This is a genomic window from Gordonia sp. CPCC 206044, assembly GCF_048537895.1.
Classification (GTDB): domain Bacteria; phylum Actinomycetota; class Actinomycetes; order Mycobacteriales; family Mycobacteriaceae; genus Gordonia.
Genome location: NZ_JBCLVL010000003.1, coordinates 109,586 through 135,237, shown reverse-complemented (window position 1 = coordinate 135,237; position 25,652 = coordinate 109,586). Strand labels below are relative to the sequence as shown.

General features: G+C 67.7%; 28 protein-coding genes. 8 read left to right on the top strand and 20 right to left on the bottom strand.

Annotation, left to right across the window (positions count from 1 at the left end):
* Positions 1 to 94: 94 nt before the first annotated feature.
* The 3 genes from AAFP35_RS05605 (at position 95) to AAFP35_RS05595 (ending at position 2,131) form a co-directional block, all read left to right on the top strand.
* The gene (locus tag AAFP35_RS05605) at positions 95 to 823 is read left to right on the top strand and encodes a DsbA family protein (RefSeq protein WP_419220572.1); all 729 of its coding nucleotides are present in this window, start codon (positions 95 to 97) and stop codon (positions 821 to 823) included.
* A gap of 23 nt (positions 824 to 846) precedes the next feature.
* Positions 847 to 1,596 (top strand): vitamin K epoxide reductase family protein, encoded by a 750-nt coding sequence (locus AAFP35_RS05600; RefSeq protein ID WP_419220571.1) that lies wholly within the window; start codon positions 847 to 849, stop codon positions 1,594 to 1,596.
* Between the two features lie 106 nt (positions 1,597 to 1,702).
* Positions 1,703 to 2,131: a PPOX class F420-dependent oxidoreductase gene (locus AAFP35_RS05595; RefSeq protein WP_419220570.1), complete on the top strand. Its 429-nt coding sequence runs from the start codon at positions 1,703 to 1,705 to the stop codon at positions 2,129 to 2,131.
* Here AAFP35_RS05595 and AAFP35_RS05590 read toward each other — a convergent pair whose 3' ends face one another.
* From AAFP35_RS05590 to mftE, 5 genes are all read right to left on the bottom strand, one after another.
* Positions 2,132 to 3,376, bottom strand: coding sequence for a CynX/NimT family MFS transporter (locus AAFP35_RS05590; protein ID WP_419220569.1), 1,245 nt, complete (start codon positions 3,374 to 3,376; stop codon positions 2,132 to 2,134).
* On the bottom strand, positions 3,373 to 4,050 hold the full coding sequence (locus AAFP35_RS05585) for a FadR/GntR family transcriptional regulator (RefSeq protein WP_419220568.1): 678 nt from the start codon (positions 4,048 to 4,050) through the stop codon (positions 3,373 to 3,375). The genes AAFP35_RS05590 and AAFP35_RS05585 overlap by 4 nt, the downstream gene beginning before the upstream one ends.
* 731 nt (positions 4,051 to 4,781) lie before the next feature.
* On the bottom strand, positions 4,782 to 6,095 hold the full coding sequence (gene mftG, locus AAFP35_RS05580) for a mycofactocin system GMC family oxidoreductase MftG (protein WP_419220567.1): 1,314 nt from the start codon (positions 6,093 to 6,095) through the stop codon (positions 4,782 to 4,784).
* Positions 6,096 to 6,117: 22 nt separating this feature from the next.
* On the bottom strand, positions 6,118 to 7,557 hold the full coding sequence (mftF, locus tag AAFP35_RS05575; RefSeq protein WP_419220566.1) for a mycofactocin biosynthesis glycosyltransferase MftF: 1,440 nt from the start codon (positions 7,555 to 7,557) through the stop codon (positions 6,118 to 6,120).
* Positions 7,554 to 8,279 (bottom strand): mycofactocin biosynthesis peptidyl-dipeptidase MftE, encoded by a 726-nt coding sequence (mftE, locus tag AAFP35_RS05570; protein WP_419220565.1) that lies wholly within the window; start codon positions 8,277 to 8,279, stop codon positions 7,554 to 7,556. Before mftE ends, mftF begins: the two co-directional genes overlap by 4 nt.
* A 183-nt stretch (positions 8,280 to 8,462) precedes the next feature.
* Here mftE and AAFP35_RS05565 point away from each other — a divergent pair, with 183 nt between their 5' ends.
* On the top strand, positions 8,463 to 9,575 hold the full coding sequence (locus AAFP35_RS05565; RefSeq protein WP_419220564.1) for a CaiB/BaiF CoA transferase family protein: 1,113 nt from the start codon (positions 8,463 to 8,465) through the stop codon (positions 9,573 to 9,575).
* A 203-nt stretch (positions 9,576 to 9,778) separates the two neighbouring features.
* Here AAFP35_RS05565 and AAFP35_RS05560 read toward each other — a convergent pair whose 3' ends face one another.
* The 5 genes from AAFP35_RS05560 to mftA form a co-directional block, all read right to left on the bottom strand.
* Positions 9,779 to 10,591: a mycofactocin-coupled SDR family oxidoreductase gene (locus AAFP35_RS05560; protein ID WP_419220563.1), complete on the bottom strand. Its 813-nt coding sequence runs from the start codon at positions 10,589 to 10,591 to the stop codon at positions 9,779 to 9,781.
* A gap of 233 nt (positions 10,592 to 10,824) precedes the next feature.
* Positions 10,825 to 12,024, bottom strand: coding sequence for a pre-mycofactocin synthase MftD (mftD, locus tag AAFP35_RS05555; protein ID WP_419220562.1), 1,200 nt, complete (start codon positions 12,022 to 12,024; stop codon positions 10,825 to 10,827).
* Between the two features lie 81 nt (positions 12,025 to 12,105).
* Complete coding sequence (mftC, locus tag AAFP35_RS05550; RefSeq protein ID WP_419220561.1) at positions 12,106 to 13,398, bottom strand: mycofactocin radical SAM maturase; 1,293 nt, start codon at positions 13,396 to 13,398, stop codon at positions 12,106 to 12,108.
* 49 nt (positions 13,399 to 13,447) lie between these two features.
* Entirely contained in the window at positions 13,448 to 13,786 is a 339-nt protein-coding gene (gene mftB, locus AAFP35_RS05545; protein ID WP_419220560.1) for a mycofactocin biosynthesis chaperone MftB, read from the bottom strand.
* Positions 13,786 to 13,884 carry a mycofactocin precursor MftA gene (gene mftA / locus AAFP35_RS05540; protein WP_419220559.1) on the bottom strand — a complete coding sequence of 33 codons (99 nt, stop codon included), beginning with the start codon at positions 13,882 to 13,884 and terminating at the stop codon, positions 13,786 to 13,788. The genes mftB and mftA overlap by 1 nt, the downstream gene beginning before the upstream one ends.
* Positions 13,885 to 13,995: 111 nt before the next feature.
* Here mftA and mftR point away from each other — a divergent pair, with 111 nt between their 5' ends.
* From mftR to AAFP35_RS05525, 3 genes are all read left to right on the top strand, one after another.
* Positions 13,996 to 14,664, top strand: a complete 669-nt coding sequence (mftR, locus tag AAFP35_RS05535) for a mycofactocin system transcriptional regulator (protein WP_419220558.1) — start codon at positions 13,996 to 13,998, stop codon at positions 14,662 to 14,664.
* Between the two features lie 75 nt (positions 14,665 to 14,739).
* Positions 14,740 to 15,795: a 2Fe-2S iron-sulfur cluster-binding protein gene (locus AAFP35_RS05530; RefSeq protein ID WP_419220557.1), complete on the top strand. Its 1,056-nt coding sequence runs from the start codon at positions 14,740 to 14,742 to the stop codon at positions 15,793 to 15,795.
* Positions 15,796 to 15,845: 50 nt separating this feature from the next.
* The gene (locus AAFP35_RS05525) at positions 15,846 to 16,232 is read left to right on the top strand and encodes a MauE/DoxX family redox-associated membrane protein (RefSeq protein ID WP_419220556.1); all 387 of its coding nucleotides are present in this window, start codon (positions 15,846 to 15,848) and stop codon (positions 16,230 to 16,232) included.
* A 95-nt stretch (positions 16,233 to 16,327) separates the two neighbouring features.
* Here the strand turns inward: AAFP35_RS05525 and AAFP35_RS05520 are convergent, their stop codons facing one another.
* The 10 genes from AAFP35_RS05520 to AAFP35_RS05475 all read right to left on the bottom strand — a co-directional run bounded on the left by AAFP35_RS05520 (position 16,328) and on the right by AAFP35_RS05475 (position 24,630).
* Complete coding sequence (locus AAFP35_RS05520) at positions 16,328 to 17,059, bottom strand: DNA alkylation repair protein (RefSeq protein WP_419220555.1); 732 nt, start codon at positions 17,057 to 17,059, stop codon at positions 16,328 to 16,330.
* Between the two features lie 4 nt (positions 17,060 to 17,063).
* Positions 17,064 to 18,278 carry an NAD(P)/FAD-dependent oxidoreductase gene (locus tag AAFP35_RS05515; protein ID WP_419220554.1) on the bottom strand — a complete coding sequence of 405 codons (1,215 nt, stop codon included), beginning with the start codon at positions 18,276 to 18,278 and terminating at the stop codon, positions 17,064 to 17,066.
* A 101-nt stretch (positions 18,279 to 18,379) separates the two neighbouring features.
* Positions 18,380 to 18,919 carry a hypothetical protein gene (locus AAFP35_RS05510; protein WP_419220553.1) on the bottom strand — a complete coding sequence of 180 codons (540 nt, stop codon included), beginning with the start codon at positions 18,917 to 18,919 and terminating at the stop codon, positions 18,380 to 18,382.
* Positions 18,916 to 19,533, bottom strand: coding sequence for a hypothetical protein (locus AAFP35_RS05505; protein WP_419220552.1), 618 nt, complete (start codon positions 19,531 to 19,533; stop codon positions 18,916 to 18,918). The genes AAFP35_RS05510 and AAFP35_RS05505 overlap by 4 nt, the downstream gene beginning before the upstream one ends.
* On the bottom strand, positions 19,530 to 20,072 hold the full coding sequence (locus AAFP35_RS05500) for a hypothetical protein (protein ID WP_419220551.1): 543 nt from the start codon (positions 20,070 to 20,072) through the stop codon (positions 19,530 to 19,532). The genes AAFP35_RS05505 and AAFP35_RS05500 overlap by 4 nt, the downstream gene beginning before the upstream one ends.
* A complete protein-coding gene (locus tag AAFP35_RS05495; RefSeq protein WP_419220550.1) occupies positions 20,069 to 20,653 on the bottom strand; it encodes a hypothetical protein in 585 nt (194 codons plus the stop codon). Before AAFP35_RS05495 ends, AAFP35_RS05500 begins: the two co-directional genes overlap by 4 nt.
* Positions 20,654 to 20,666: 13 nt before the next feature.
* Positions 20,667 to 21,530 (bottom strand): SDR family oxidoreductase, encoded by an 864-nt coding sequence (locus AAFP35_RS05490; RefSeq protein ID WP_419220549.1) that lies wholly within the window; start codon positions 21,528 to 21,530, stop codon positions 20,667 to 20,669.
* Positions 21,531 to 21,593: 63 nt separating this feature from the next.
* Positions 21,594 to 22,211, bottom strand: coding sequence for a TetR/AcrR family transcriptional regulator (locus AAFP35_RS05485; RefSeq protein WP_419220548.1), 618 nt, complete (start codon positions 22,209 to 22,211; stop codon positions 21,594 to 21,596).
* A complete protein-coding gene (locus tag AAFP35_RS05480; RefSeq protein ID WP_419220547.1) occupies positions 22,208 to 23,545 on the bottom strand; it encodes a cytochrome P450 in 1,338 nt (445 codons plus the stop codon). The genes AAFP35_RS05485 and AAFP35_RS05480 overlap by 4 nt, the downstream gene beginning before the upstream one ends.
* Before the next feature lie 95 nt (positions 23,546 to 23,640).
* Positions 23,641 to 24,630, bottom strand: a complete 990-nt coding sequence (locus tag AAFP35_RS05475; protein ID WP_419220546.1) for an o-succinylbenzoate synthase — start codon at positions 24,628 to 24,630, stop codon at positions 23,641 to 23,643.
* Between the two features lie 75 nt (positions 24,631 to 24,705).
* Here AAFP35_RS05475 and AAFP35_RS05470 point away from each other — a divergent pair, with 75 nt between their 5' ends.
* On the top strand, positions 24,706 to 25,638 hold the full coding sequence (locus AAFP35_RS05470) for an oxygenase MpaB family protein (RefSeq protein WP_419220545.1): 933 nt from the start codon (positions 24,706 to 24,708) through the stop codon (positions 25,636 to 25,638).
* Positions 25,639 to 25,652: the final 14 nt, after the last annotated feature.

Here is a 25,652-nt window from a genome sequence, read left to right as displayed (position 1 = left end):
TGCAGTGTGCGAGACCGCACCGATTCGGTCGAATCCTCCGTACCGAGGTACTGGTACCGACCCTCGGTGCCGTGGTCGAGAAGTGAGGGAGCCTGTGGCCGACAAACGACGAAGCCCGATTGTTGACCCCCGTGTGGCTGAACGCCGACGTTCGCTGTTCATCAAGATCGGTGCCGCAGTGGTCTTGATCGCCGTCGCCCTCGGCCTCGGCCTGTGGGCGATCCTGTCGAACGAGTCGTCCACCGGTGATGCCGCACAGGTCACCGTCGCCACCGACACCAATGCCTACCGGGTCACCAATGCCGCGGCCGGGTCCACGCCACCGGCCGTCCTGACCATCGTCGAGGACTTCCAGTGCCCGGCATGCAAGCAGTTCGAGACCCAGTTCGGGCCGGTGCTCTCCGAACTGCGCAACAACCCCGCGGTCGCCCTCGACTACACGCCCATCGCGATCCTGGACCGGATGTCGACCACCGAGTACTCCTCCAGGGCCGCCAACGCCTCGGCATGTGTCGCACAGTCAACCGCCGGCGGTGGCGACTTCTCCACCTGGCTCGCGTTCCACAACGCCCTCTACGCACAGCAGCCGGAGGAAGGCGGAGCCGGCCTGGCCGATGCACAGCTCAACTCCATCGCCAACGAGGCAGGTGCACAGAACGTCCGTCAGTGCATCGACGACCGCCAGTTCGGTGACTGGGTGACCGAGACGACCCAGAAGACCGCGGCCTCGCAGACCCCCACCGTGAAACTCAACGGGCAGGAACTCCAGCTGACCACGCCGGATGCCCTGCGCGACGCGGTGCTGCAGGCCGCCGCGAAGTGAATCGGCGACGATAGAAGAGAACCGTGAACGCCACGACCCCCGAACCGAGCACGACCCCGTCCGCGCATCCCGACGAGCGTGAGGCCCCTGACGCCGACACCGCGGGGGCCGATGCCCCGGCGGTGGACGCCCCGGAGGCCGACAGCACGGGCGTGGCACCGACGACCCCGGCGACAGCGGATCCGGGACAGCAGCGGGGTCTGCTCGCACGGGTACCGGTATCTCTGCCGGTGGCTCTCACGGTCCTCGTCGCCGGTGTCCTCGGACTGATCGCGTCGGCCACCCTGACGGTCGAGCGGTTCCACCTGTTCACCGATCCGAACTACGTACCGAGTTGCAGCATCAACCCGGTGCTGTCCTGTGGTTCGGTGATGGTCACCGATCAGGCCGCGCTGTTCGGGTTCCCCAATCCGCTCCTCGGGATCGCGGCGTTCCCCGTCATCATCGTCACCGGTGTCCTGGCAGCTGCCGGAGTGTCGCTGCCCCGCTGGTACTGGTTGGGTCAGTCGCTCGGCACGCTGCTGGGGTTCGTACTCGTCAATTGGCTTGCGTTCCAAAGCCTCTACCGCATCCATGCGCTGTGCCCGTATTGCATGGTCGTGTGGGTGATCACGCCGATCATCCTGGTGCTGAGCATCGGCCGGGTGGTCGGCTCCTCGCGCGTCGGTCGAGAGGTGCGGTCGTGGCTGTGGGTGCTGTTGCCCGTCTGGTACGTCGTGGTGATCGTCGCGATCGGGGTCGAGTTCTGGGACTACTGGTCCACCCTCATCTGATCCACCCGACCGCGACCACGGTCCGGACCCACATGCCTGAGGTGTCGCCGGCGACCGGGTGCGCGTGATCCGAGCACACGGCGCCCGAGCCGCATATCGTGGTGCCATGGCCGCATCACTGGATGATCCCGAGATCCGCGACTTCCTCGCCGATGGCACCAAGACGGGCCACCTCGGCTATCTGGCACCGGACGGCCGCCCGCTGAGCGCACCGGTCTGGTTCGTCCTCGACGGTGGGCGACTTGCCTTCAACACCGGTGCGACGACCGCGAAAGGCCGAGCCATGGCGCGAGATTCGCGGGTTGTGCTCAGCGTCGACCTCCCCGAACCGCCGTACGGGTTCGTCCAGGTACAGGGACGTGCCGTCACCACCGACGATCTCGACGAGGTCGTGAGGATCGCAACCCTGTGCGGGGGCCGCTACATGGGCGCCGCACGGGCCGCGGAGTTCGGCGCCCGCAACGGCGTCCCGGGCGAACTGGCGGTCTGGATCGAGCCGACCAAGGTCATCGCCGCCCTCGACGTCTCGGGCTGATCAGTCCGCAGTGACCCGGATCGTGCTGTCCCGACCGGCCACGGCGGTCGACAGCGCCTGCGGGATCAGCACGAGGCCGAGGACCGTCATCGCCAACGCCCACGAGTCGGTGGCATCGTGCAGCGCCCCGATCGCGATCGGGCCGACCGCTGCCATCATGTAGCCGATCGACTGCGCCATTCCCGACACCTGACCGGTGACCGTCGTCGACGGGGATCGCAGCACCATGAACAGCAACGCCAGACTGATCGACGCTCCGGGCCCGAACATGACGAGGGCGACCCACAGCGTGGTGAGGCTCTGCCCACCGACGAGACCCACGAAACCGACGGCGCAGACGACGAGCACGCCCAGCGTGATCAGCCGCTGGTCACGGAAACGCCCGGCGATGATGGGGATGACCAGCGACGCCGTCAGTGCCACGACCTGACCGATGGCGAGAGTGGTTCCCGCTTCCTTGGCGGTGTGGCCCTCGTCCTGCAGATACTGCGGCAGCCAGGCGCTGAAGGTGTAGAAGATGAGCGACTGTGTACCCATGAAACCCGTGACGGCCCAGGCGATGCCGTTGCGCCACAGCGAGGGGATCGCCGCGCCCACCACCACGGTGTGCACGCGTCGCAGCTGTGGAATCCAGACCACCATCGCGACGATCGCCAGCACCGACCAGCTCGTCAGGGTCAGTCGCCAGTTGCCGTCCACCGCATCGTCGATGGGAACGGTGAGTCCGGCGGCGATCGCGGCCCCTCCGGACAACGTCATCGAGTACAGACCGGTCATGAGACCCGACCGATGCGCGAAGTCTCGTTTGATCAGTGACGGGAGCACCACGTTGCACACACCGATGGCGGCGCCGACCACCGCGGAACCGACGAACAACGTCGCGACGTTGGGCACGAATCGCAAGAGCATTCCCACCACCAGCACCACCAGCGACGCGAAAACCGTGCGTTCGATGCCGAAGCGCGCCGCCAGACGCGGCGCCACCGGCGCACTGAGCCCGAAGAAGAGAACCGGAAGCGTGGTGAGCAGACCTGCTGTGGCGCTGCTGAATCCGAGATCCGAACGAATGTCGCCGACCAAGGGCGCCACCGAGACGACGGCGGGGCGGAGATTGGCGGCCACCAGCATGATGCCGACGGCGGCGACGACGGCCGCCACACCGGCCGGGCCGCCGCGGCCCGGCGATTCATGGGTGGCGTCGTCGAGCACGTTGTCGGTGTCGGTCTGACTGTCGGTCTGGCTCATGACGACTGCCCCGGGGCGTGGTCGAGGTAGCTGTGCACCGCAGCCCGGGCCGCACTGGCGTCGCCCGCCGCGATGGCATCGACGACGTCGGCGTGGCCCGCCGGATGGACCCCTTCGGCGACAGTGGGTCCGAACACCGATTCGTGCAGTCGCCCCATCACCTCGGCGATCGCCGCATGCAATTCGACGAGCAGACCGTTGTTGGAAGCTGCCACCATGGCCGCGTGAAAAGCGATGTCCGCCTGCGCATACACGTCCAGGCCGCCGTTTTCCACAGCGGTCCTGGCGACGGCGAGGTGCCCCCGTAGGTCCGCGATCTGCTCGGGCGTCGCACGATCCGCCGCGACCGCGGCAGCCTCGGCTTCCACCGCGCGACGGGCGACGGTCAGATCGACGAGTTCCGATGTCGGCACGCACCGCTCGATCGCGGCCGCGAGCACGTTGCGACTGCGCACATAGGTGCCGTCGCCACGTCGCGGAACCAACATCCCGGCATGTTCGAGGGCACGGACAGCTTCCCGAATAGTGTTGCGGCCCACGCCGAATCGCTCCACGAGATCAGGTTCGGCGGGTATGCGCGAGCCCACCGACCACTCCCCCGATCGGATCAGGTCGGTGATGCGGCCGACGACGACCTCACTGGTACGTGGCGGCGGGGCGATTCGGTCAGACACCGAATGAACCTAACATCCCATGTTTTCTCCGGCAAAGCCTGATCCGACCAAGTCCGCCCCGAATCTCCCCATCCCCGACAAACCCCGCGGCCCCGACAACGTCGCCAATCCGCTCCCGCGACAGCAACCGCTTTCCCCGCGAGAGCACCCACCAATCACGCGACAGCAACCCCTCTTCGCGCGACAGCAACCCCTTTCCCCGCGACAGCAACCTCTTTCCCCGCGACAGCAACCGCTTTTCCCGCGACGGCAACCAAGATCCCGGCGAGAGCACCGTGGTGTCGTTGCGTGTCGGCGGCGCCGATACGTGTCCTCGGCAGGCGTCGTCATCGCATCCGTCGGCGGGACCGAGCCGATATGCGACTCGGTGTCGTCGGCATGGATCACGTCGTCGGGCCTCGTGGTGCCGATCGTGTCGCGGAGAGTGGGCTCCGTCGCGGGCGAACTGGTTGCTCTCGCGGGGAAAGCGGCTCCTGTCGCGGGTGGACTGGTTGCTGTCGCGGGCGAACTGGGTGCTGTCGACGGAAAAGCGGTTGCTCTCGCGGGGACGCTGGTTGCTCTCGCGGGAAAAGTGGTTGCTGTCGCGGGCGGACTGGTTGCTGTCGGGGGCGAACTATACGACCGAAACGCATTGTCCCGCAGGGCATATAACGCGCAGGGCCAGGAGACGCGCAGGGCCAGGAGGCGCGCAGGGCCAGGAGGCGCGCAGACCGGGAGGCGTCCGCACACCGTCATTCGGACGCCAGCACGTCCCCGATCCGACACGCGACCATCATGATCGTGGCATGCGGGCCGCTGCGACCCGCGGTCGGCAGGATCGAACCGTCGACGATCCGCAGGCCGGCGACATCGCCGACGACACCGAGCCCGTCGGTGCGGATCCCCATCGGGAAACTGCCCCACGCGTGCTGCGAGGTACGCACCACCGGATCGACCGCCACCGACCCGCCCACGACGAGGTCGGCGAAGTCCGCCGAGTGCAGCATCTCCGTCACCACCGCCACACCGTCGTCGAGCACCTGGCGGGCGCCGACATCGACGTCACCGAGATGCACCAGCACACCGGCATCGGTCAATCGCAGCGACCCGGGGGCGCCGGGGCGCATGGCGGCCACCCCGATGGCGGGACCGACCGGCGCCAGCCCGTCGATGTACTTGGCCATATCGCTGCTATAGCAACGTATTTCGAGATCATCGTCGGTGTGCAGCACCGATTGCAGCAACGCGGTGCGCGGGCCGTCGTCGCGGCTGCGATAGTGCACCAGCATCTCCCGGTGCTCGCGCACACCGACCTCGTCGGAGGCGACGAGGCCAGATCGCAACAGGATCGCGGCCGTACCCAGCGTTCCCGCGCACACGATCACCTCACCGCACTCGATCACCTCGCCGCCGACGCGCACTCCGGCGACCCGACGCCCCGCGGTGACGAGCGCGTCGACCTCCGCCTCCGCGCGGACGATCAGATTGCGTCGCGCGACGGCCGGACGCAGGTATGCCTCTGCCGCGGTCATCCGTGCCTGGCCGACGCGGTTGGACCGCACCCGGTTGACGCCGATGATCGGCCACGGGTCCTCGGCGGGGCGGGTCGGGAACGTGTGCCGCCAGAATGCCTCGAACCGCGTGGCCGACTCCGACAGTTCGGCGTCGGAGAACGCGGAGACTCGCATCGTGCCGTCGGGACCGTCGAGTTCGTCGTAGCCGCGCTCGATGTCCTCGGGCGTCCATCCGGCAGGCCAGCCGACGAAGTCGCCGGGATGCCACCGGAGGAAGTATCCCCCGTTGACCGTCGCCGACCCACCGAATCCGCTGCCGCGCACCACTCCGAGCCCCGACGCCTCGACGTGTTCGACGGCGAACGGGGCGCCCGATCCGATGGGGAGTACACGCAGGTCGCGGTCGGCGTCCGACGGCCACCGTCCCGGGCCCCGCTCGAGCAGCAGCACGGTGCGGTCGGGATTGCGCGAGAGCCGCTCGGCCAGAACGCAGCCCGCGCTTCCGGCGCCGACGATCACCACATCGACAGATCCCCGTCCGGCGCGCACCATCACGATTCCTCGCGCGCGCCGTCTATTTGGTCAGGACCGGCCGCAACGCGCCGAGATCGCGGTGACGCAGCGCGCCCTGCCACAGGCCCGCGCCGTATGCGAGATCGTCGAGGCGACGGAAGACGACGTAGGTCAGCGGGCCCATCGCCGGACTCGCCGAGGGTTCGGTGACCAGGTGACGTATCCACGCGGCGACACCCTCGCCGATCGCGATTTCGATTGCCAGACGGCGGAACCGAGCGGAGAAGATCGCGAGGATGGCTGCCACCGGCCAGTAGTGTCGGCAGATCGCGCCGGCCGCCTGCCACACGCCGAAGCCGACCGCCCGGCCGGTCATCTGGGTGGCCACCACCGGAGCGCCCGGCAGTTCCCCGAGCCGCCTGCGCAGCTTCATGCCGAGTTGCCCGACGATGATCATCGCGATGGCCATCCCGATCCGGGTGCGGGTGAGCAATGCGACCACCGCGACGGCCATCGGGATCGACATCACGACGGGCGCCGCCGAGCCGCCGTGCCGGTCGGCGAGATAGGAGGCACCGGTGCCGTAGTAGCGACGGCGATCGAGGACCGAACGCACGTCGGTGCGGTGATCGTGGCTGACCTCGGCCACCGGGTCGTAACGGACCCGCCACCCGGCTTTGTGTAGCCGCCAGCACAGGTCCACGTCCTCGGCCACCCGCATGGTCTCGTCGAAGCCTTCGAATGCGCTGCGCCGCACCAGCATTGCGGCACTGGGAACGTAGGGGACGCGAGTGCCGGGTGCCACCGAGCATTCGTCCGGCCCCATGTCGAGAGACGAATAACCGTTCTCGTAACGCTCCGCGATGGAGGCACCGTGGTCGGCGCGGCTCAATCCGACGATCCGCGGCGCCACCACCGCAACCGACGGATCCGAGAAGTGACCGAGCAGCATGGTCAGCCAGTCGGCAGGCGGGACCACGTCGGAGTCGAGAAATGCGACGAAGTCGGTGGTCGCCGCGACGGCGCCGGCGTTGCGTGCCGCCGACGGTCCGCGGTTCTCGTCGAACCGGATCAGCGCAACGCCGGGGCCGGCAGCCCGGATGGGGTCGGGAGAGCCGTCGTCGACGACGATCACCTTGGTTCCCGCGATCGCCTGTAGCAGGCGATCGACGCCGCGCTGGTTGCCGCGCACCGGCACCACCACGGTCACCTCGTCCGGCCGAGGCCCGAACATGGGGCGCGGGTTGGCGATTCCGCTGTCGAGCAACCGGCGGGCGAGGCTGCGGGTGGCTCCGTCACACACTTCGATCCGCCCGTCGGCCGAGGTCATACCCAACGCGGCATCGGACAGGCGCAGCATCCTGGTCGGTGACCCGCCGACGAGGAACCGCAGATCGCGGTTCCGGGCGCACCGCATGTCGATCTGGACCTGGAAACCGTCGGGCAGGCAGTTGTCGGGCGCGGACGCCGCGGGCGGCGGCACACGATCGATGGTGGTCATCCGAGTCGTCCCGTCTCGCCCACCGACCAATCGCGGACGGCCGTGGTGAGGGCACCGACCATCGTCGCGGTCAGGTCCGCTCCGTGTTCGGCACTCGCCCCGGTCGGATCCCCGAGTACCCCGTTCGCGCTCACTGCGGCCACCCCTCCACTGCGCATCGACTCCAAGAGCGTGCCGATCGGTGCGGTGTTGCCGACCTCGGCTGCGGACAGCGCCACATCACTTGGCGAAACATGAAGCAGCACAGATGTTTCCGTGATTCCCGCATGTGCGTCTCCCCCTGAGGTGCCGCACGGGAACCATGCGACGTCGCGACCTTCGTATCGCAAGCGGCGGACCGCGGAGACCACCGTGGCCCCGTTGCCGCCATGACCGTTGACGAACACCAGCCGGTCGGCCCACCGGCATGCGCTACGTCCGTATTCCACGAGCATGAGGTGCAGCGCCTCGTGCCCGAGTGAGATGGTGCCCGCAAATCCCTCGTGCTCGCCGCTGGCGCCGTAGTTGATGCCCGGGGCGGCCAGCACCGCGCGTCCCGACCCGGTCTCGTCGACCAGCTCGTCGGCCACCTGATTCGCCACCACCGTCGAGATACGGCTGTCGGTGTCGAGCGGGAGATGAGGTCCGTGCTGTTCGGTGGCGCCGAGCGGCACGAGCAGAGTGACCGAACGTCCGGACAATTCTGGCCAGCACAACTGCCCCAGCGCGGCCCGACGTTCCATTCGTTCAACTCTAGCGACGGAGTCGGTGTGTGTTAACCGGGTCGGCGCATTTAATCACGATGGATCCACCACGCCGGGCGCCATCCGCCGCCCGCCTGTCCGAGCGATCGATCGGTTGTGCCATGCTGGACGCACAGCGTGACACCCGACACAGCGAGCGGGTAGGACTCCGGGAGGACAGCAATGACGTCATCTACGCCGCACAACAGCGGAAAGAGCGGGCCGCTCAGCGCAATCCGCGTGATCGAGTTCGCCGGGATCGGACCGGGACCCCACGCAGCGATGATGCTGGCGGATCTGGGTGCCGACGTGGTCCGCGTTCAGCGGCCGGGTACCTTGCCGCAGGCCGGTCGCAAGGCCGATGCCCTCCTGCGCGGACGGCGGGTGGTCGAGGCCAACTTGAAGGATCCCGCCGATCGGGACACCATCCTGGGTCTGGTCGGCAAGGCCGACGTCATCCTCGAGGGTTTCCGGCCCGGTGTGATGGAGCGTCTCGGGTTCGGACCCGACGACCTCGAGAAGGTGAACCCGGGTCTGGTCTACGGACGCATGACCGGTTGGGGCCAGGAGGGACCGCGCGCCGAACTCGCCGGACACGACATCAACTACATCTCGCTGACCGGCATGCTGCACGCCATCGGCCGCAAGGGCGACCGGCCGGTGCCGCCGCTGAACCTCGCCGGCGACTTCGGCGGCGGGTCGATGTTCCTGGTGATGGGTGTCCTCGCGGCGCTGCTGGAGCGTCAGACCTCCGGCCGTGGCCAGGTCGTCGATGCGGCGATGGTCGACGGCGCGTCGGTCCTCGGACAGATGATGTGGGCGTTCCGCGGCACCGGGCTCTGGAGCGACGAGCGTGGCGTCAACATGCTCGACACCGGCGCCCCGTACTACGAGGTGTACGAGACCTCCGACGGCAAGTACATGGCGGTCGGTGCCATCGAGCCGCAGTTCTACGCCGCACTGCTGTCCGGGCTCGGGCTCGCCGACGCCGACCTGCCTGATCAGAACGATATTGCCAACTGGCCCAAGCTCAAAGAGGTCTTCACCACGACGTTCGCCTCGCGCACCCGCGATGAGTGGGCCAAGGTCTTCGAGGGCACCGATGCCTGCACTTCGCCGGTGTTGACCTTCGCCGAGGCGCCGTCCGACCCGCACATGGCCGCACGGTCGAACCTCGTGGAGATCGACGGTGTGACGCAGGCCCAGGTGGCCCCGCGCTTCTCCCGTACCTCTCCGCAGACGCCCAGCGCGCCGGACCGGGAGGCGACCGACCCGGCGACACTCTGGAACGACTGACCTCCGCGAGCGCGGGCAGCGGCCACCTCACAGGTCGCGCCCGCGCTCTCGGCGCCTACGAACCGGCGCCACCGCCGGACGCGACAGCAACCACAAAATCACCGACAGCAACCGCTGGCCCCGCCACTGGCGTGGGACCACACAAAGCGTGGTTGCTGTCGGTGATTTTGTGGTTGCTGTCGGCGGTTGTACGGCCGGGGCGATTACACCTTGGAACTGCCCATATCGATCTGGAACTCGGACCCGGTGATCGCCTTGGCGCCGTCGGAGGACAGGAACAGCACCGCATCGGAGATCTCGTCCACCGACGCCACCGGGTGATGGTCGAGCATCGACGTCAGATGCGGTGTGACCCACGGGATACCGAAGATGCGGTGCGCCTCGGTGTCGGCCACGCCCATCGGGGTGTCGACGGCGTACGGATGAATGCTGTTGACCCGGATGTGGTGCTGGCCGAGTTCCTTGGCCGCGGTCTGGGTCAGTCCACGCAGACCGAACTTGGACGCGGAATAGGAGGCCTGCATCGGCATCGCCTTCAGGCCGGCGACCGAGCTGACCACGAGGATCGATCCGCCGTTACCGGCCTCGATCATCGTCGGGATGGTGGCGCGCAACGTCTTCCACGTGCCGATCAGGTTGATCTCGACGACATCGGAGAACTGCTCCTCGCTCAGCTCCCAGGTGTTGCCCCAGGTCAGCACCCCGGCATTGGCGACGACGTGGTCGAGCCTGCCGAACTGCCGCACGCCGTCGGCCACCAACTCCTGCTGGAATGCCAGATCTCGCGTATCACCTTGCCGCGCAAGGATCTTTCCGCCGGCCTCTTCCACCAGACGGATCGTCTCGGCGAAGTCGTCGGCCGTGGCGGCCGGATAGGTGGCGTGGTCGATGATCGGCCCGGCGACGTCGAGGCCGATGATCGACGCCCCTTCCTGCGCGAAGCGGATCGCGTGATTACGTCCCTGCCCGCGCGCGATGCCCGTGATGTAGACGACCTTGCCGTCGAACTGTCCCATGCGAAAACTGTAACACGTTCTAGTTGCGGCTCGGCAAGGACTGCGTGCGGCCAGATCACCCCGGTCCTGCACCCCCGATTTCGGTCGCGTGGACACCGGCGTCGGCGCCATGAGGGGCCGTCGAGCACGGCAGCCCCTGTCCGGACCGCGTGGTCCGGACAGGGGCTGCCCGCTCGATCACGTCCGGCATCCGGTCGAGCCTGGTGGGCGCCCGGCCCACACTCGAGGTCCGGTCAGCCGCCGAAGGAGCGTTCGAAGTTGTCCGGGATGATCAGGTCATCGCGGCTCAGGTCGTGAACACTCTTGTGTCCCAAGCCCATCACGACTCCGTCGAGGCCCATCTGCAGAAGGTCGAGGACATTCTCCACACCGGCTTGCCCGTTGGCGGCCAGGCCCCACAGGTAAGCCCGACCGATCATCACCGCGCGGGCACCGAGTGCGATGGCCTTGGCGACATCGCTGCCGCGGCGGATGCCGCCGTCGAGCAGGACCTCGATGTCGTCACCGACGGCATCGGCGATGGCCGGCAGCAACCGGATGGTCGCCGGGGTGCCGTCGAGGTTGTTGCCACCGTGATTGGACACCGACAACGCGGTGGCACCGATGTCGACGGCACGCTTGGCGTCGTCGAGGCGGGTGACACCCTTGACCATGAACTGCCCGTCCCACTGTTCGGCCAGCCACTGCAGGTCTTCCCAGGTGGGCGGCGGGGTGTTCATCCACTCGCCGTAGGCGCCGAAGAAGGTGGGACCGGGCAGCCCCTTGCCCTTCGACACGTTCGGCGCGGTCAGGTCGGGGATGTTGATCTTGCCGCCGCGCACCCAATCGAGTGCATATCGCGGCTTGACGGCGATCTCCGGGGCCAGCCGGAGCAACGCCTGGAAGTCGACCTTCTCCGGGATCTCCGGGCTACCCCAGTCGCGACCGACGTTGAACACCCAGTCGGTGGTGACGATCAGTCCCTGCGCGCCTGCCTCTCGCGCACGCAACGCCCGCGCCAGGATCTCCTCGCGAGTACCCAGCCAGTAGATCTGGAAGAAGATCTTGTCGTTGACCGCGGTGACCTCTTCGACCGCGTGAGATGCGAAGCTGGACAAGCCCATCGCGGTACCGCGCGCCGCGGCGGCGCGTGCGACGGCCACCTCTCCGTCCGGGTCGACGGCCTGCACACCGGTCGGCGAGATCATCACCGGGAACGGCAGATCCTGCCCCATCACCCGGGTCGACAGATCCCGCTCGGCCTGGGCGCCGATGACATGCGGGGTGAACTCGATCTCGGAGAACGCATTCATGTTGTCCTCGAGCGTGTGCCCGCCCTGCGTGCCTGCGACCAGCGAGGAATACACCGATTTCGGCAACCGCTTCTTGGCGCGGCGCTGCGCCTCGTGAACGGATTCGAACCAGGGATTCCGAGCCCAGGGATTCTTGGCCATTGTTGTTTCCACCTACTTCGTTGATGGCGCCATGGCGCGCCCGGTGCCGTCGACCGGACGCGCCATGATGCCGCTGTTTGACTAGGGCGCGAAACCCGCGAGCGGGTTCTCGTCACAACTCTTCGACGGCGGCGCGCCCACGGGGAGCAGGTCGCCGTCTGGGCGGCGGGTCATCAGCGTGAGCGGCGTGCCACGCGAATGATCCTTGTTGGCAGTCGGTTTGGTGCGATCGCCGGCGAGCAACTGCTCGCCGTATCCCTGCACGCACTCGGGATCCGGCCCGTCGAGCGGCAGACCGGTGAAGAACTTCGCAGCCATACACCCGCCACGGCAGGCGTCGAAGTGCGCGCAGCGGGTGCACGCCCCGGCGTTCTGCGGCTCACGCAGCTCGGTGAACAGGTCCGAACGCTGCCAGATCTCCTGGAAGCCGCCGTCGGTGGTGATGTTGCCGGCGAGGAAGTTCTCGTGGATGGCGAACGGGCAGGCGTAGACATCGCCGACCGGGTCGATCAGACACACCACCCGACCGGCACCGCACAGATTGAGGCCGGGCAACGCGCCGCCGCCACCCTCGCCGCCGAAGGCCGAGAGGTGGAAGAACGAATCTCCGGTGAGGACGTTGTCGCCATGTGCGACAAGCCATTCGTAGAGTTCACGCTGCTGTTCGGGCAACGGGTGCAGGTCGTCCCAGACGTCCGCGCCGCGCCCCGAGGGACGCAGCCGGGTGATCCGCAGCGTGGCGTTGTAGCGGTCGGCGAGCGCCTTGAACTCGTCGAGTTGGGCGACATTCTGTCGGGTCATCACCACGCTGATCTTGGCGTCGGCGAAACCCGCCTCGTGCAGGTTCTCCAGCGCGCGTACCGCCATGTCGAAGGACCCGGGGCCGCGAACCGCGTCGTTGACCTCGGCGGTGGCTCCGTCCAGGGAGATCTGCACGTCGACGTAATCGGACGCCGCCAAGCGCTCGGCAACCGCCTTGTCGATCCGTAATCCGTTGGTGGAGAACTTCACTCCGACCTGATGGCTGGTCGCGTAGTCGACGAGCTCCCAGAAATCGGGACGCACGGTCGGCTCACCACCGCCGATGTTCACGTAGAACACCTGCATGCGCTGCAGTTCGTCGATGATGGCCTTGCACTGTTCGGTCGACAGCTCGCGCGGATCCCGCTTACCCGACGACGACAGGCAGTGCACGCAGGACAGGTTGCAGGCGTAGGTCAGTTCCCAGGTCAGGCAGATCGGCGCGTCCAGGCCGCGCTCGAACTGGTCGACCAACCGTCCCACCTTGGGAACGGACCCGCCTCCGGTGTCCCGTGCGGGACGGTGGTCGGTCACCAGGTCGGTGGCCATCGGCGGTGATTCGAGTGTCGTCATCTCGGGACTCCTCAGGGCTGGGGCGAGTCGTGAGCGGAAAGGGAAGAACTCAGGCGGGGGCGTCGCGGCGGACGATCATCCCCGAATCGGCCAACGCGCGCAGGGCCTGTACGTACAGCGGCCGTTCGGCCTCGCCGATACCGGCCTCCGACAACGCGCCGTCTGCGTCCGCATGATCACCGAGCGACCCCACGATGTCGACGACGGTGAGATTCTTCAGGAAGGAGAGCTTGCGGGTGCCGAAGTGATAGAGCAACGCGCCGAACGGTTCCGGCCGCAGCGCCACCTTCGGGTTCAGTTCCCACGCCTGTGTGCTGTCGAATGTCGAGCCGGGCCCGGCGACCGGGGTGCGGTCGCCGGACACCGGAGTCGATGCCGGGGAGGACATCAGTAGACCCCGCACATCCCGTCGATCGACACCTCTTCGACGAGGGATTCGCCCACGAGATCGGCCTCGTGCGTGGACGTAGCTGCCTGATCGGCCATGATCCAAACCTCCATTTGTTGTCGGTAGTGATGCGGATCACCGGATACTATAATGGCACTCGGTGCATAAAAACACCCCCCGCCCAGAACTGGCTACATGGACAGGTGCCGATGAGCCGATCCGACCAGGTCACGCAATCCGAGACCACCGCTGCGTCCGCTCCGTCGGCGCCCCCTGCCCTCGGACGCCGTCCGGTCACCACGCGTGCCCGGATCAGCGCCGTCGCCATCGACCTGTTCACCGACCGAGGCTTCGACGACACCAGCGTCGACGATGTCGCCGATGCGGTGGGGATCGCGCGTCGGACGCTCTTTCGGTACTACCCGTCGAAGAACGCCATCCCGTGGGGGGACTTCGACGCCCACCTCGACGACATGCGTTCGCTGCTGGGGCGAATCCCGGCCGACCTACCGATCGCGGACGCACTGCGGCGCGCCTTGGTGTCGTTCAACCAGGTGCCGGCCGCCGAACTACCCGGGCACCGCAGGCGTATGTCACTGCTGCTGGGAGTTCCTGCGCTGCAGGCATACTCGATGCTCATGTACGCCGACTGGCGCGCGGTCATCGCCGAGTTCTGCGCCCAGCGGCTGGGCCTGCAGCACGACGATCACCTACCCCAGACGATCGCCTGGATATGCCTCGGCACCGCACTGGCCGCCTACGAACAATGGCTGACCCACCCCGACGCCGACCTGGAAGCCCTCATCGTCGCCGGTAGTCGTACCCTGGCTCAGGGAGTCGGCGCACTGCCACTGGGTGCGGCGGGTGCGGTACGCTAAACTAGAACATGTTCTAATTCCGACCCGGGAGCGAGCGACCGACAGCGCCTCGCACAACGGAGGAGAGGTGGCGAGATGACCGAGCTGACCCCGCACGGCTCACGCAGCGTGATCCTGACGGTCGCCGACGTCATCGACGAGACAGCGGATGCACGGTCGGTGATCTTCGAACTGCCCGAGGCCCAGCGTGAATCGTTCACCGACTACCGGCCGGGACAGTTCCTCACCCTGCGCATCCCGAGCGACCAGACCGGATCGGTGGCACGGTGCTATTCGCTGGCGTCGTCGCCGCGCACCGACGAGCTGCCCAAGGTCACCGTGAAGCGCACCGTCGACGGGTACGGCTCCAACTGGGTCTGCGACAACCTCGTCGCAGGCGCCCAGATCGAGGTGCTGCCGCCGTCCGGGGTGTTCACCCCCAAGGAACTCGACACCAAGCTGCTGCTCATCGCCGCCGGCAGCGGCGTCACCCCGGTGATGTCGATCCTCAAGGCCGCCCTGTACAGCGGTACCGAGCCCGTCACGTTCTTCTATGCCAACCGCACCGTCGACGACGTCATCTTCGGGGCGGAACTGCGGGCCCTGCAGGAGGCACACCCCGAGCGACTCACCCTCATCCACTGGTTGGAGTCACTGCAGGGGTTGCCCAACGACCAGGTCCTGGCCACCACGTTCCGGGCGTTCTCCGACCACACGGCGTATCTGTGCGGTCCCGGTCCGTTCATGGACGCGGTACACAAAGGGCTTGCGGGAGCGGGGTTCCCGCATCACAACGTGCACACCGAGGTCTACAACTCGCTGTCCGGCGACCCCTTCGCCGACGTCGAGCTCGAGGAGGTGTCCGCCGACGAGGAGGCCGAGTCCGCCATGGTGGACGTCGAACTCGACGGCGAGACGCACAGCCTGCGATGGCCGCGCAAAAGGTCGCTGATCGACGTGATGCTCGCGGCCGGGCTCGACGCCCCGTATTCATGCCAGGAAGGCGAATGCGGTTCGTGCGCCTGCACCCTCACCGAGGGCACGGTCGAGATGGACAACTCCGGCGCCCTCGATCCCGAGGACATCGCCGACGGGTACATCCTCGGCTGCCAGGCACACCCGACGTCGGACGCATTGCGCGTCGAGTTCTGACCTGACATCGTCGAGACGTTCGGTTCCGTCCCGACCCGAGGAGTCCGTCAGTGAACCCAGAACGACTGGCCCGCGCTCTCGCCGGCCTGCTGTTGACCGTCGGCGCAACGCATTTCGCTTTTCCCAAACCGTTCGACGAGATCATTCCCGAGGAGATCCCGGGCGATCCACGCGCCCTCACCTACGCATCCGGGGTGGCCGAGGTGGCCATCGGTGCGGGATTGCTGGCACCCCGGACACGTCGTGTCTCGGCACTGCTGGCGGTGGCACTGTTCGTGGCGGTCTATCCGGCCAACATCAACACCGTGCGACTCTGGAAGGACAAACCGGCCCTTCGTGCCCTCGCGATCGCGCGCCTGCCCTTCCAGTTCCCGATGATCTGGGCCGCGATCAAGGTCTTCCGCGCCACCGGGCGCCCTTCGGGAGACCGCGCCTAGCGCACCTCCCCGGGGCCGGGAGGGCACCCCGGAGGCCAGGGACTGCCTCGGTATCGCCAGACCGATCCGAAGGGTCCCGCGGCGCGAGAGTTCCCTCAGCGTAGCGACCGGTAGTGCGCACGCGCGTCGGCGTCGAGGTGCTCGATCGCGTAACTCAGTGCGGTACGGCCCATTTCGGCGGCGTGCACCTCGAGGAAGTCGGTGAGCAGCGCACGGTCGGTTCGCTTGCCCATCTCCCGCAACATCCACCCGGCAGCCTTCTGGATGAGATCACGTCGATCCGACAGCACCGACGCAACCACCGCCCGGGTGGCCTCGGGATCGCCGTGTTTGAGGAATGCGAAGGTCGCGACCACCGCCGCCCGCCGGGTCCACAGATCCTCGTCGGCCGCCATGTTCACCAGGGTCTGCCGATCGCCGCGACGGTACAGCCACTCCCCCAGGATCGGGTCGGCGGAGGCGTCCACCAGATCCCAGTTGTTCACCCGCCCACCGGACAACGCGTCGCGATAGACCGCGACCCAGTCGGCACGAGCGGCATCGTCGTCGGCTCGATCGAACTGCGCACGCAGCAAGAAGAGCGCGAGCAGACGGTGCTCGTGCACCGACGACGCCAGCAACACCCGAATCGTCTCCGCATCGGCGGCACCGCGAAATCGTTTGGCCACCTTGCGCAATTGCGGCACGGACACACCGACGAACTCGTCCCCCTCGCCGTACTCGCCGGGGCCGGTCTTGAAGAACCGCGACGTCCCGGCGGCTCGCGCCGGATCGGCGAGTGCACCGACCGCGGCGATGATCTGCGCGGGCGTCGCGGTGCCGCCCACCGCCTCAGCCCAGGAGGTCGGCGATCGGGGTGGGCGTGAGCAGCTTGGGCCGGGTCTTCATGACCCCACCGACCTTGCCCGCCCCGACGACACCGGTGAGAATCCCGTCACGGCTGTAGTAGGCAAGGAACTTTCGGCCGTCGTCGTCGACGATGTGCACCTCGTCGGTGGCCGCCGGTCGACCGAGAACCTGGATCTTGAGGTCGAACTGGTCGCTCCAGAAGTAGGGCGGCGCGGCCGGGGTCGTCGCGTCGGACCGCGCGATCCGGTGTGCGACCTCGGCGGCTTGTTCGACGGTGTGGGTCCAGTGCTCGACCCGCCGGGTGCCACCGTCCTCGGTGCGCCAGTTCGCGACGTCGCCGAGCGCGTAGACATCGGGCGCCGACGTCTTGCCGCATTCGTCGCACGCGATGCCACCGCCGGACTCGCGCGGCGCCAACTCGATTCCGGAACCGTCCAGATAGTCGACGACGGGAATGGAGCCGATCCCGACGACGACGATGTCCGCGTCGACGACCGAGCCGTCGCCGAGCCGCACACCACGCACCGCGGAACCATTCGTCAGGATCTCGTCGACACCGACACCGGTCCGGACGTCGACGCCGTTGGCGACATGCAATCGGGTGACGAGCGCCCCGATCTCGGGGCCGAGCGCCACCGCCAACGGGGTGGGTGCGGGTTCGACCAGGGTGACGGTCAGGCCGCGCTGGTTGAGGCTTGCCGCCACCTCGCAACCGATGAAGCCGGCGCCCACCACGACGGCACGACCGGCACCGTCGATCTCTTCCCGCAGTGCGAGCGCGTCGGAGATGGTGCGGAGCACATGCACGCCGGAGATTCCGGCGGTACCGGGCAGCGGACGCGGCACGAGCCCGGTGGCCAGGATCAGCGACTCGTAGCCGAGTGTCTCGGTGCGGTCGGGGTCGTCGACGTTCTCGACGGTGACCGTATGGTCGGCGGGCGAGATGGCGCGGACTCGCTCCCCCATCCGCAACTCGATGGACGATTCGCCGAAGAACTCCGGGGGCTTGAGATCCACGCGGTCCTCCTTGCCCAGCAGGACCGATTTGGACAGCGGCGGCCGATCGTACGGCGGATGCGGTTCGGCGCCGATCAGCGTGATCGAACCCTCGTACCCGTTGCTGCGCAGCCCTTCCGCCACACGGATGCCACCGAGACCTGCTCCGACCACGATCACACCAGCGGATGATCCACTCATGACTGTCCTCTCATACCGGTATCTCCGCGCTCGGGCCCATCGGCCACACAGCGCGGGTCGCCGGTCATCCGTGGACCGGCCCGGGTGCCCCGATGCACCCTTTACAGTGGTGCGCCGCCGACCGTCTCCAGGTCGGCCAGGCGCCAATTCCCCCCGACATTACGCATAGTCGCCCACCGAGCGATAGGGGCCGTCTCATCATTCCCGGTTCCGCCCGCAGAGATACCCGGAATCCGGACCACCTGGTCGGCGAAGACCATGACCTGGGATTGCTCGTCGGAATAAGCGTTGACCCCGACCCCGACGACACGGACCGTCATGCTCGCACCCGCCTCCACGGCGCCCGGCAGCACCAGGTCGGGCCCCTGACTGCGGTACTCGACGTCCAGTGGTCCGGTGAGGTGCCCCGCCACCTCGTCACGCGCCGCGACATCGGTGTCGGGTCCGAAGGTCATCAATGCGGTCACCGCACGGGCCGTCGCCGCCTGGACGGCGCTGCGTTGTGCGTCGTCGGGGACCGGCCGTGCTCGCTGCGCGCCCACGACACCGAGGATCGCCACCACCGCGGCGACCACCGCGAGCACCGTGGCCACCATCAGACGACGGCGACCCCGACGGGTGAGACGGGCCGGCGCGCTCATGCCGGGGCCGCCTGATCGATACGCCATCCGGAATCCGTGCGGACCATGGTGACCTCGACGGTGATCTGTCGGTCGGACGGGTCTCCCCCGACGAGTTGCGGATCGGTGGCCTCGGCGACGACCAGCACCCGTGCCTGCGCACCGACCTCGCCGGAGCCGGGGTCGGTGACGAGTCCGGCCGACAGGATCTGGCCCGTGCTGGGCGCCTGATGACCGGAGATCTCGGCGGCGAGCGCCGCGCGGGCCGCCTGTACCCGTTGGTGCTGTGCGCCGGTGGTCACCGCGAGGACTCGCTCGAGGTACCCGGCCGGGTCGGCCGGGTCGGCGGTCAGCAACGTGGTGACCGAGGTGCGGGCCGCGGCGAGCGCATCGTCGGCCGCGGCGGCCCGGCCCGCGGCGGCGCGGTTGTGCACCCCGACACCGATCACCGTGCCGAGAAGGACGAGCGCGACGATCCCGGCGACCGCCAGTCCGATCATCAACTGCGTGCTGCGACGCCGCGCGCGGGCGCGCAGGGGTTCGGCGGCCGCGATCCGCGCCCGGCGGGCGGCGCGGGTGGCTTCGTCGACCCGTGCCGCAGCGGCGTCGACGCGCTGCGATGTGGGCTCGGTCATGTCAGCACCGCCAGCCCGGTCAACACCCAACGCTGTCCCACTCGATCGAATCCCGCCGTGACCGAACGCTTTTCCTCGACAAACGAGCCGGCGCCGGTGTCTCCCCTGGTGCGCACGGTGGCGCGGATCAAGACGTCACCGTGATCGGGTCCGGCATCGATGATACCGACCTCGTCGGATGTCCAGGTGATCGCGGCCGCACCCGCTGACGGTGGCCGGGTCAGTTCGGTGGCGTAGCGATCGGCGAACTCGCCGCCGACGAGCGTGCGTGCCTTGGCTCGGTCGGTCTGCCAGGTCTGCACGTCGACCGAGAAGACCTGCGCCACGATGCCGCCCGCCTCGCGGCGCAGTTCGGAGCGGGCTCGTTCGGTGGCGGCGTCGCCGTCCGCGGTGCGCCACAGACAGATCAGTGTGGCGAGCAGTGCGATCACGACGATCCCGGCGACCGCCACGAGGATCGACGCCGTGCGCACCGATACCACCCGAGGGCGGACCGGCGACTGCTGCGGACCGGATTTCTCCGACGTTGTGGTGGTCATGGAAGGTATTGCACCGCCGCCAGTTTGAGCTGACCGTCGTCGGGGACCACCAGCACCCGCAGGCGGAACTGCCGAGTGGCCGCGGCATCGCCGGATCCGGCCGCGCCGGTCTGCGCAAATCCCACCGTGGCCGCGACGAGAACCGTCGCCCGGTCGCCCGACCGACCCGAGACGCCCGCCCCGTCGACCGTTCCCCGCGCGACCGTCCCCTGCGACGCGACGAAACGTGTGTAGCTGTCCGCGGATTGGCCGAACTGATCGTAGAACGCCCCGGTGGCGCCCTCGAGGATACGGCGCGCCTGGTCGGGTCGACGGTGATCGGGACTGAGCAGCAACGAGACCCGCGCGACCGCGGCGCGCCGGTAATCGTCGTCGGTGTACGCGTTGTCCGCGCGCACCCAGAACGTGACGGCGACGACGGCGGCCACGATCAGCAGGACTGCGATCGTCGCGACCAGCCAGACGATCCGGGGCCTGCGGCGCACCCCGGCGGCGACCTGCGCGTCGTGCAACTCGTCGACGGCGGAGGCCAGCTCCCTACGCGTCGTCCGCTCGTCGTCGAGCCGGGTGTCCTTGCCCATCACACCGATTGTGTCAGCTCTCGCCGATCCGGTGCGAGTAGGCCGCCCGCTGCTCGTGGTCGTAGTCGAGGAAGACGGTGTCGAGTTTGGCCATTCGTCGTGACGCACGCTTCATCCGCTGCGGGAAGATCGCCATGGCGTGCACCCACGCCATCGAACGCGGCGCCGTGACCCGCAGGCGCGGCCGGACGACAATGGAGACCACCTGGGCGGCAACATCTTCGGGCTCGAGCACCTGGATCATCCGGTTGGTGCGCAGCCCGGAGATCAAACCGGTGCGGGTGAAGGTCGGCAGAACGGTACTGACCTGCACGCCGGTGTTCTCGAGTTCGGCGTTCACCGCTTCGGAGAACTCGATGACGGCGGCCTTGGCCCCGTTGTAGACGGTCATCCCCGGCGTGGGCATCCGCCCGGCGACCGAGGCGATGTTGACGACCTGTCCATGCCCACGTGCAACCATCCGGCGCGCGGCGAGTTGCGTACCGGTGATGACGCCGACGACGTCGATGTCGAAGGTCCGACGGATCAGCGCGTCGTCGTAGGACAGGAAGGCTCCCACCGGCATGATGCCCGCGTTGTTGATGAGCACGTCGATCGGCCCGACCGCGTTCTCGACCTTGGTGAGGAACTCGTCGAACGAGGCCCGGTCCGTCACGTCGACGCCGAACCCCTCCACGCCGAGGTCGGCGGCCGCCTTACCGACGGCTTCGTCGTCGATGTCGCCGAGTACGACGGTCGCGCCGGCCTCGAACAGTTGCGTCGCGGTCTCGAAACCGATGCCGCGGGCGGCTCCGGTGATGGCGATGACCTTGTCCGCCAACGCGGACCGGATCTCGTCGTGATCCGCCGAGCGCACCAGCCGGTCACGCAGGGACATGTGAGTACTCCTTGATCGAGGAATGCAGCGATTCGTACAGGGGTGGACGTGGAACCGGGCGGGTCACCAGATCATCGGCGCGAGGTACTTGGCCGCCAACTCGCGGACCGCTGCCGGCGACTGCCGGTCCTCATCGGAAGCCGGCACCTCCAGAAACGAGATCACCAGCCGGACATGAAGTTCCACCGACTGCCGGAGCTCGTCGTCGGGCATCTTGGCGCCCGCGGTCCGCAGGGTCGCGGCGACCCGATCGGTGACCATGTCGATGAACAGTGAGGTCACCGCCGCGGTGATGCCCTTCATCTCCGAATCCGTCAGCACCAGCCTGCGCATCAGCGGGTCCTCGGAGATCATCACCGCACCCTCGGCGAACGCCTCGACGACAGCGTCGGCCGGACCACGGCCGACCACGGCCAGCTCGAGCCTGCGCATCCCCCGCTCGTAGAGATCGTTGGCGACCGCGAGCAGCAACGCCTCCTTGTTGGGGAAGCGTCGATACAGGGTGCTGCGGCTGACGCCGGCGCGCGCGGCCACCTCATCCATGTTGGCCCGGCGCACGCCGACCTCGGTGAACTCGGCACCTGCCGCGGCCAGGATCGACTGTTCCTGGTCCTCGGGACTCGAGGTGTTGCGGGTCTTCCGTCCGTTCTTTGCCGGTGACGTCGCCTTGGTGGAGGTCATCGGCGACGCAGCGTGACGGGTAGTTTGTCCTTCGGCACCGGCAGGGAGCTGTAGTCCATCGGGATCTGGTAGTCCTCCGGGACCGACCACTCATATCCGCGCACCAGATGGTGCAGGATCGTCTTGATCTCCATCTGGCCAAAGTACAGGCCGATGCACTTGTGGACACCACCGCCGAACGGCATCCACGCCATCCGGTGGCCCTTGTCCTCGGCGCGGTCGGCGTCGAAGCGCTGCGGGTCGAAGATGTCGGGGTTCGTGTAGAACTCCGGGTCGCGATGGTTGGTCAGCTGCGGGACCGTGACGAAGCTGCCCTTGGGCACGTAATACCCCTGCACCGACGTGTCCTTGACGGCCATGCGCGGCTGCGCGGGCACCGGGGTGCACATCCGCAACGATTCCTTCATCACCTGATCGATCACGGTCAGCTTGCCGAGGTCGTCGTAGCCGAGCTGCGGGTTGAGCTCCATGGACTGTTCGTGCGCCTTCTGTTGCCACTCCGGCGATTTGGCCATCCGATAGGCCATCTGGGTCATCGTGATGGTCGATGTGTCGTGGGCAGCCATCAACACGAAGATCATGTGGTTGACCACGTCCTCGTCGGTGAACCGCTCGCCTTCGTCACTCTCGGCGTGGCAGAGCACCGAGAACAGGTCCGGCGTCTCGCGGGCGCGCTTGGCCGCGATGTTCTCGTAGAAGAATTCTTCGAGGACCTTGCGGCCACGCAGTCCCTTCCACCAACGGCCGCCGGGTACCGGCTTTCGGACGTAGGCGACGCCGGCCCGCACGGTGTCGATGAACGCCTTGTTGATCTTGTCCGCCTGGTCCTTGGGCAGTTCGAGTCCGAGGAAGACCTCGAGCGCCACATCGAGGGTCAGCGACTTGAACTCGTCGAACAGCTTGACGTTGCCGGTCGGGAAGTCCGCGAGGCGCTCGGCGATCATCGGCTGCATCTCCTGCATGTAGCCCTTGAGAACCGACGGTGTGAACGCCTGCTGCAGGATGTGCCGGTGATGGCGGTGCTCGTCGAAGTCGAGCAGCATGATGCCGCGGTTGAAGAACGGGCCGATGAAGTAACTCCATGCCGGCCCGTTCGCGAATGCCTTGTCGCGATTCATCAGGATCTCGTCTGCGGCACGCGGACCGGCGGCGATCACCATCTTCACGCCGAGAGCATTGAGTCCGGACACATTTCCGAAGCGGGCGAGCCGGTCGTCACCGAACGCGAAGGGGTCGCGACGCATCGCCATCATCTCGAGAATCCCGTTGCGTTCCGCGCACGGCACCTCGAGCAACTCACTGTCCGCCGGGGCCTTCGCCAACACCGTCGTCATCGCTTCTCCTCACCCAACCATCGGCATTCACCACGCTCCGGGAATGTGAGCCCGGTCGCACCTGACTCTATTGGAACAGATCGGTGAAAATGTTTCTAGTGGGTCCCCGCAGAAGCCCGCCCCGCCAACACCGCGTGGCACCGCGTCAGGCGCTCACGCCACCACAGATCGCGTTCGGGCCCGGCCGTCGGCAACGCCGCGGTCTCGACGTCGTCGGGACCGACCCACCGGGGCGTGATCGCGCCGTCGACGGGTACGAACGGCTCGGCGACGTCGACGGTGAACAGCGTGCCCGTGCCCAGACCGCACGCGTGGTCGAGTTGGCCGAGCGCCGCAGCCGCGGCCACGCCTGCCGCGATCCCGACCGCCGAGTCCAGCGCCGACGACACCACCACCGGAAGGCCGATGACCTCGGCCAGTGACAACACCGCGCGCATCCCGCCGAGCGGCGCGATCTTGACGATCGCGATGTCGGCGGCGTCGGCGGCCACCACCCGGTACGGGTCGGCGGCCTTGCGGATCGACTCGTCCGCGGCGATCGGCACGTCGACGGCGCGCCGCACCGCCGCGAGTTCTTCGACCGTCGCACAAGGCTGTTCGGCGTACTCGAGTTCACCGATGGCTCGCAGGGCCCGCACCGCGTCGTCGACGGTCCACTGCCCGTTCGCGTCGACCCGCACCCGGGGGACGATCGCACGGGCCGCAGCCACCCGCGCGACATCGTCGTCGAGCCCCTGGCCGGGTTCTGCCACCTTGATCTTCGCGGTCGTCGCCCCCGGATAGCGGGCCAGGATCGCGGCGACCTCGTCGGCGGGCACCGCGGGCACCGTGGCGTTGACCGGCACCCGACCCCGCTGCGGCCGGGGCGGACCGAGATAGGCCGCCTCGAGACCGGCCGCGAGCCAGTTTGCGGACTCCTCGTCGTCGTATTCGACGAACGGCCCGAACTCGCCCCAGCCCGCCGGACCGCGAAAGATCATCGTCTCGCGCGCGGTGATCCCCCGGAAGCGGGTGCGCATCGGCATCCGCACCACCTGCGCGGATGACAACACCTCGGCCACCGACGGCAGCTCGTTCGTGCTCACCATCACCACCTCTCCCGTCGAACCCGCGTTGGAACAAATCTTCCACTTCGTTCCATCGTGGGTTACCCTGCTCACATGTCAGTCAACCAGGACTACGAGCAGGCGATCCGCGAGGCCGAGCCCGTCATCGTCGCCGACGACGCCGATGCACCCTTGCCCACGCCCCGACTGGGTGCGGATTCGCTGGTGTGGAAGTTCTACGGGGACTCCCGGGGCATCCTCGGCTTCCAGCGCCTGGCCGGTACCGAGAACTGCATCGAACAGTTGGGGCAGGCGGTTCTGGACCATTCGGTCATCTTCGACGATTTCCTCGGGCGCGCGAAGCGCACCGGCCCGCCGGTGATGAAGACCGTCTACAGCACCGAACCGCAGAAGTGGGGACGCACCGTCCGCGACTTCCATCGCGACATCAAGGGCACCATCAGCGACGGATCGCGCTACCACGCCCTGAACCCGGAACTCTTCTACTGGGCGCATGCGACGTTCGTCGATCAGGTCCTGTTCATCACCGACACCTTCATCCGCAGGCTCAGCTACGCCGAGAAGGTCCAGATCTTCGAGGAGAGCAAGGTCTGGTACGAGCTGTACGGGGTGAGCTCGCGCAGTCAGCCACAGACCTACGAGGAGTTCCTCGCCTACTGGGACGACATGCTCGACCGGTTCATCCCGCACAAGACCGTCGTGTACGCGACCGGGTACATCCGCAAGGGTCTGCCCGGCCCGAAGAAGATTCCCGCGCCGGTGTGGAAGGTGATCTCGGCACCGCTGAACGGATTCATCCGCACCGTCGTCGTCGGGACGCTACCCCAGCAGATGCGCGATGTCTGCGGGCTGGAATGGAACACCAAGCGGGAGAAGCGTTTCCAGCGGTTCGCCGCGACCATGCGGGCACTCAATCCGGTGTTCAACAGGCTGCCGCTGAAGTGGCTGTACGTGCCGTGGGCCTACGAGGCATGGCGTGAGATCGGGGTGGATCCGCGCGGACTGCACAACCGACCGGCGGCCTGACCGACCCGCGCTGT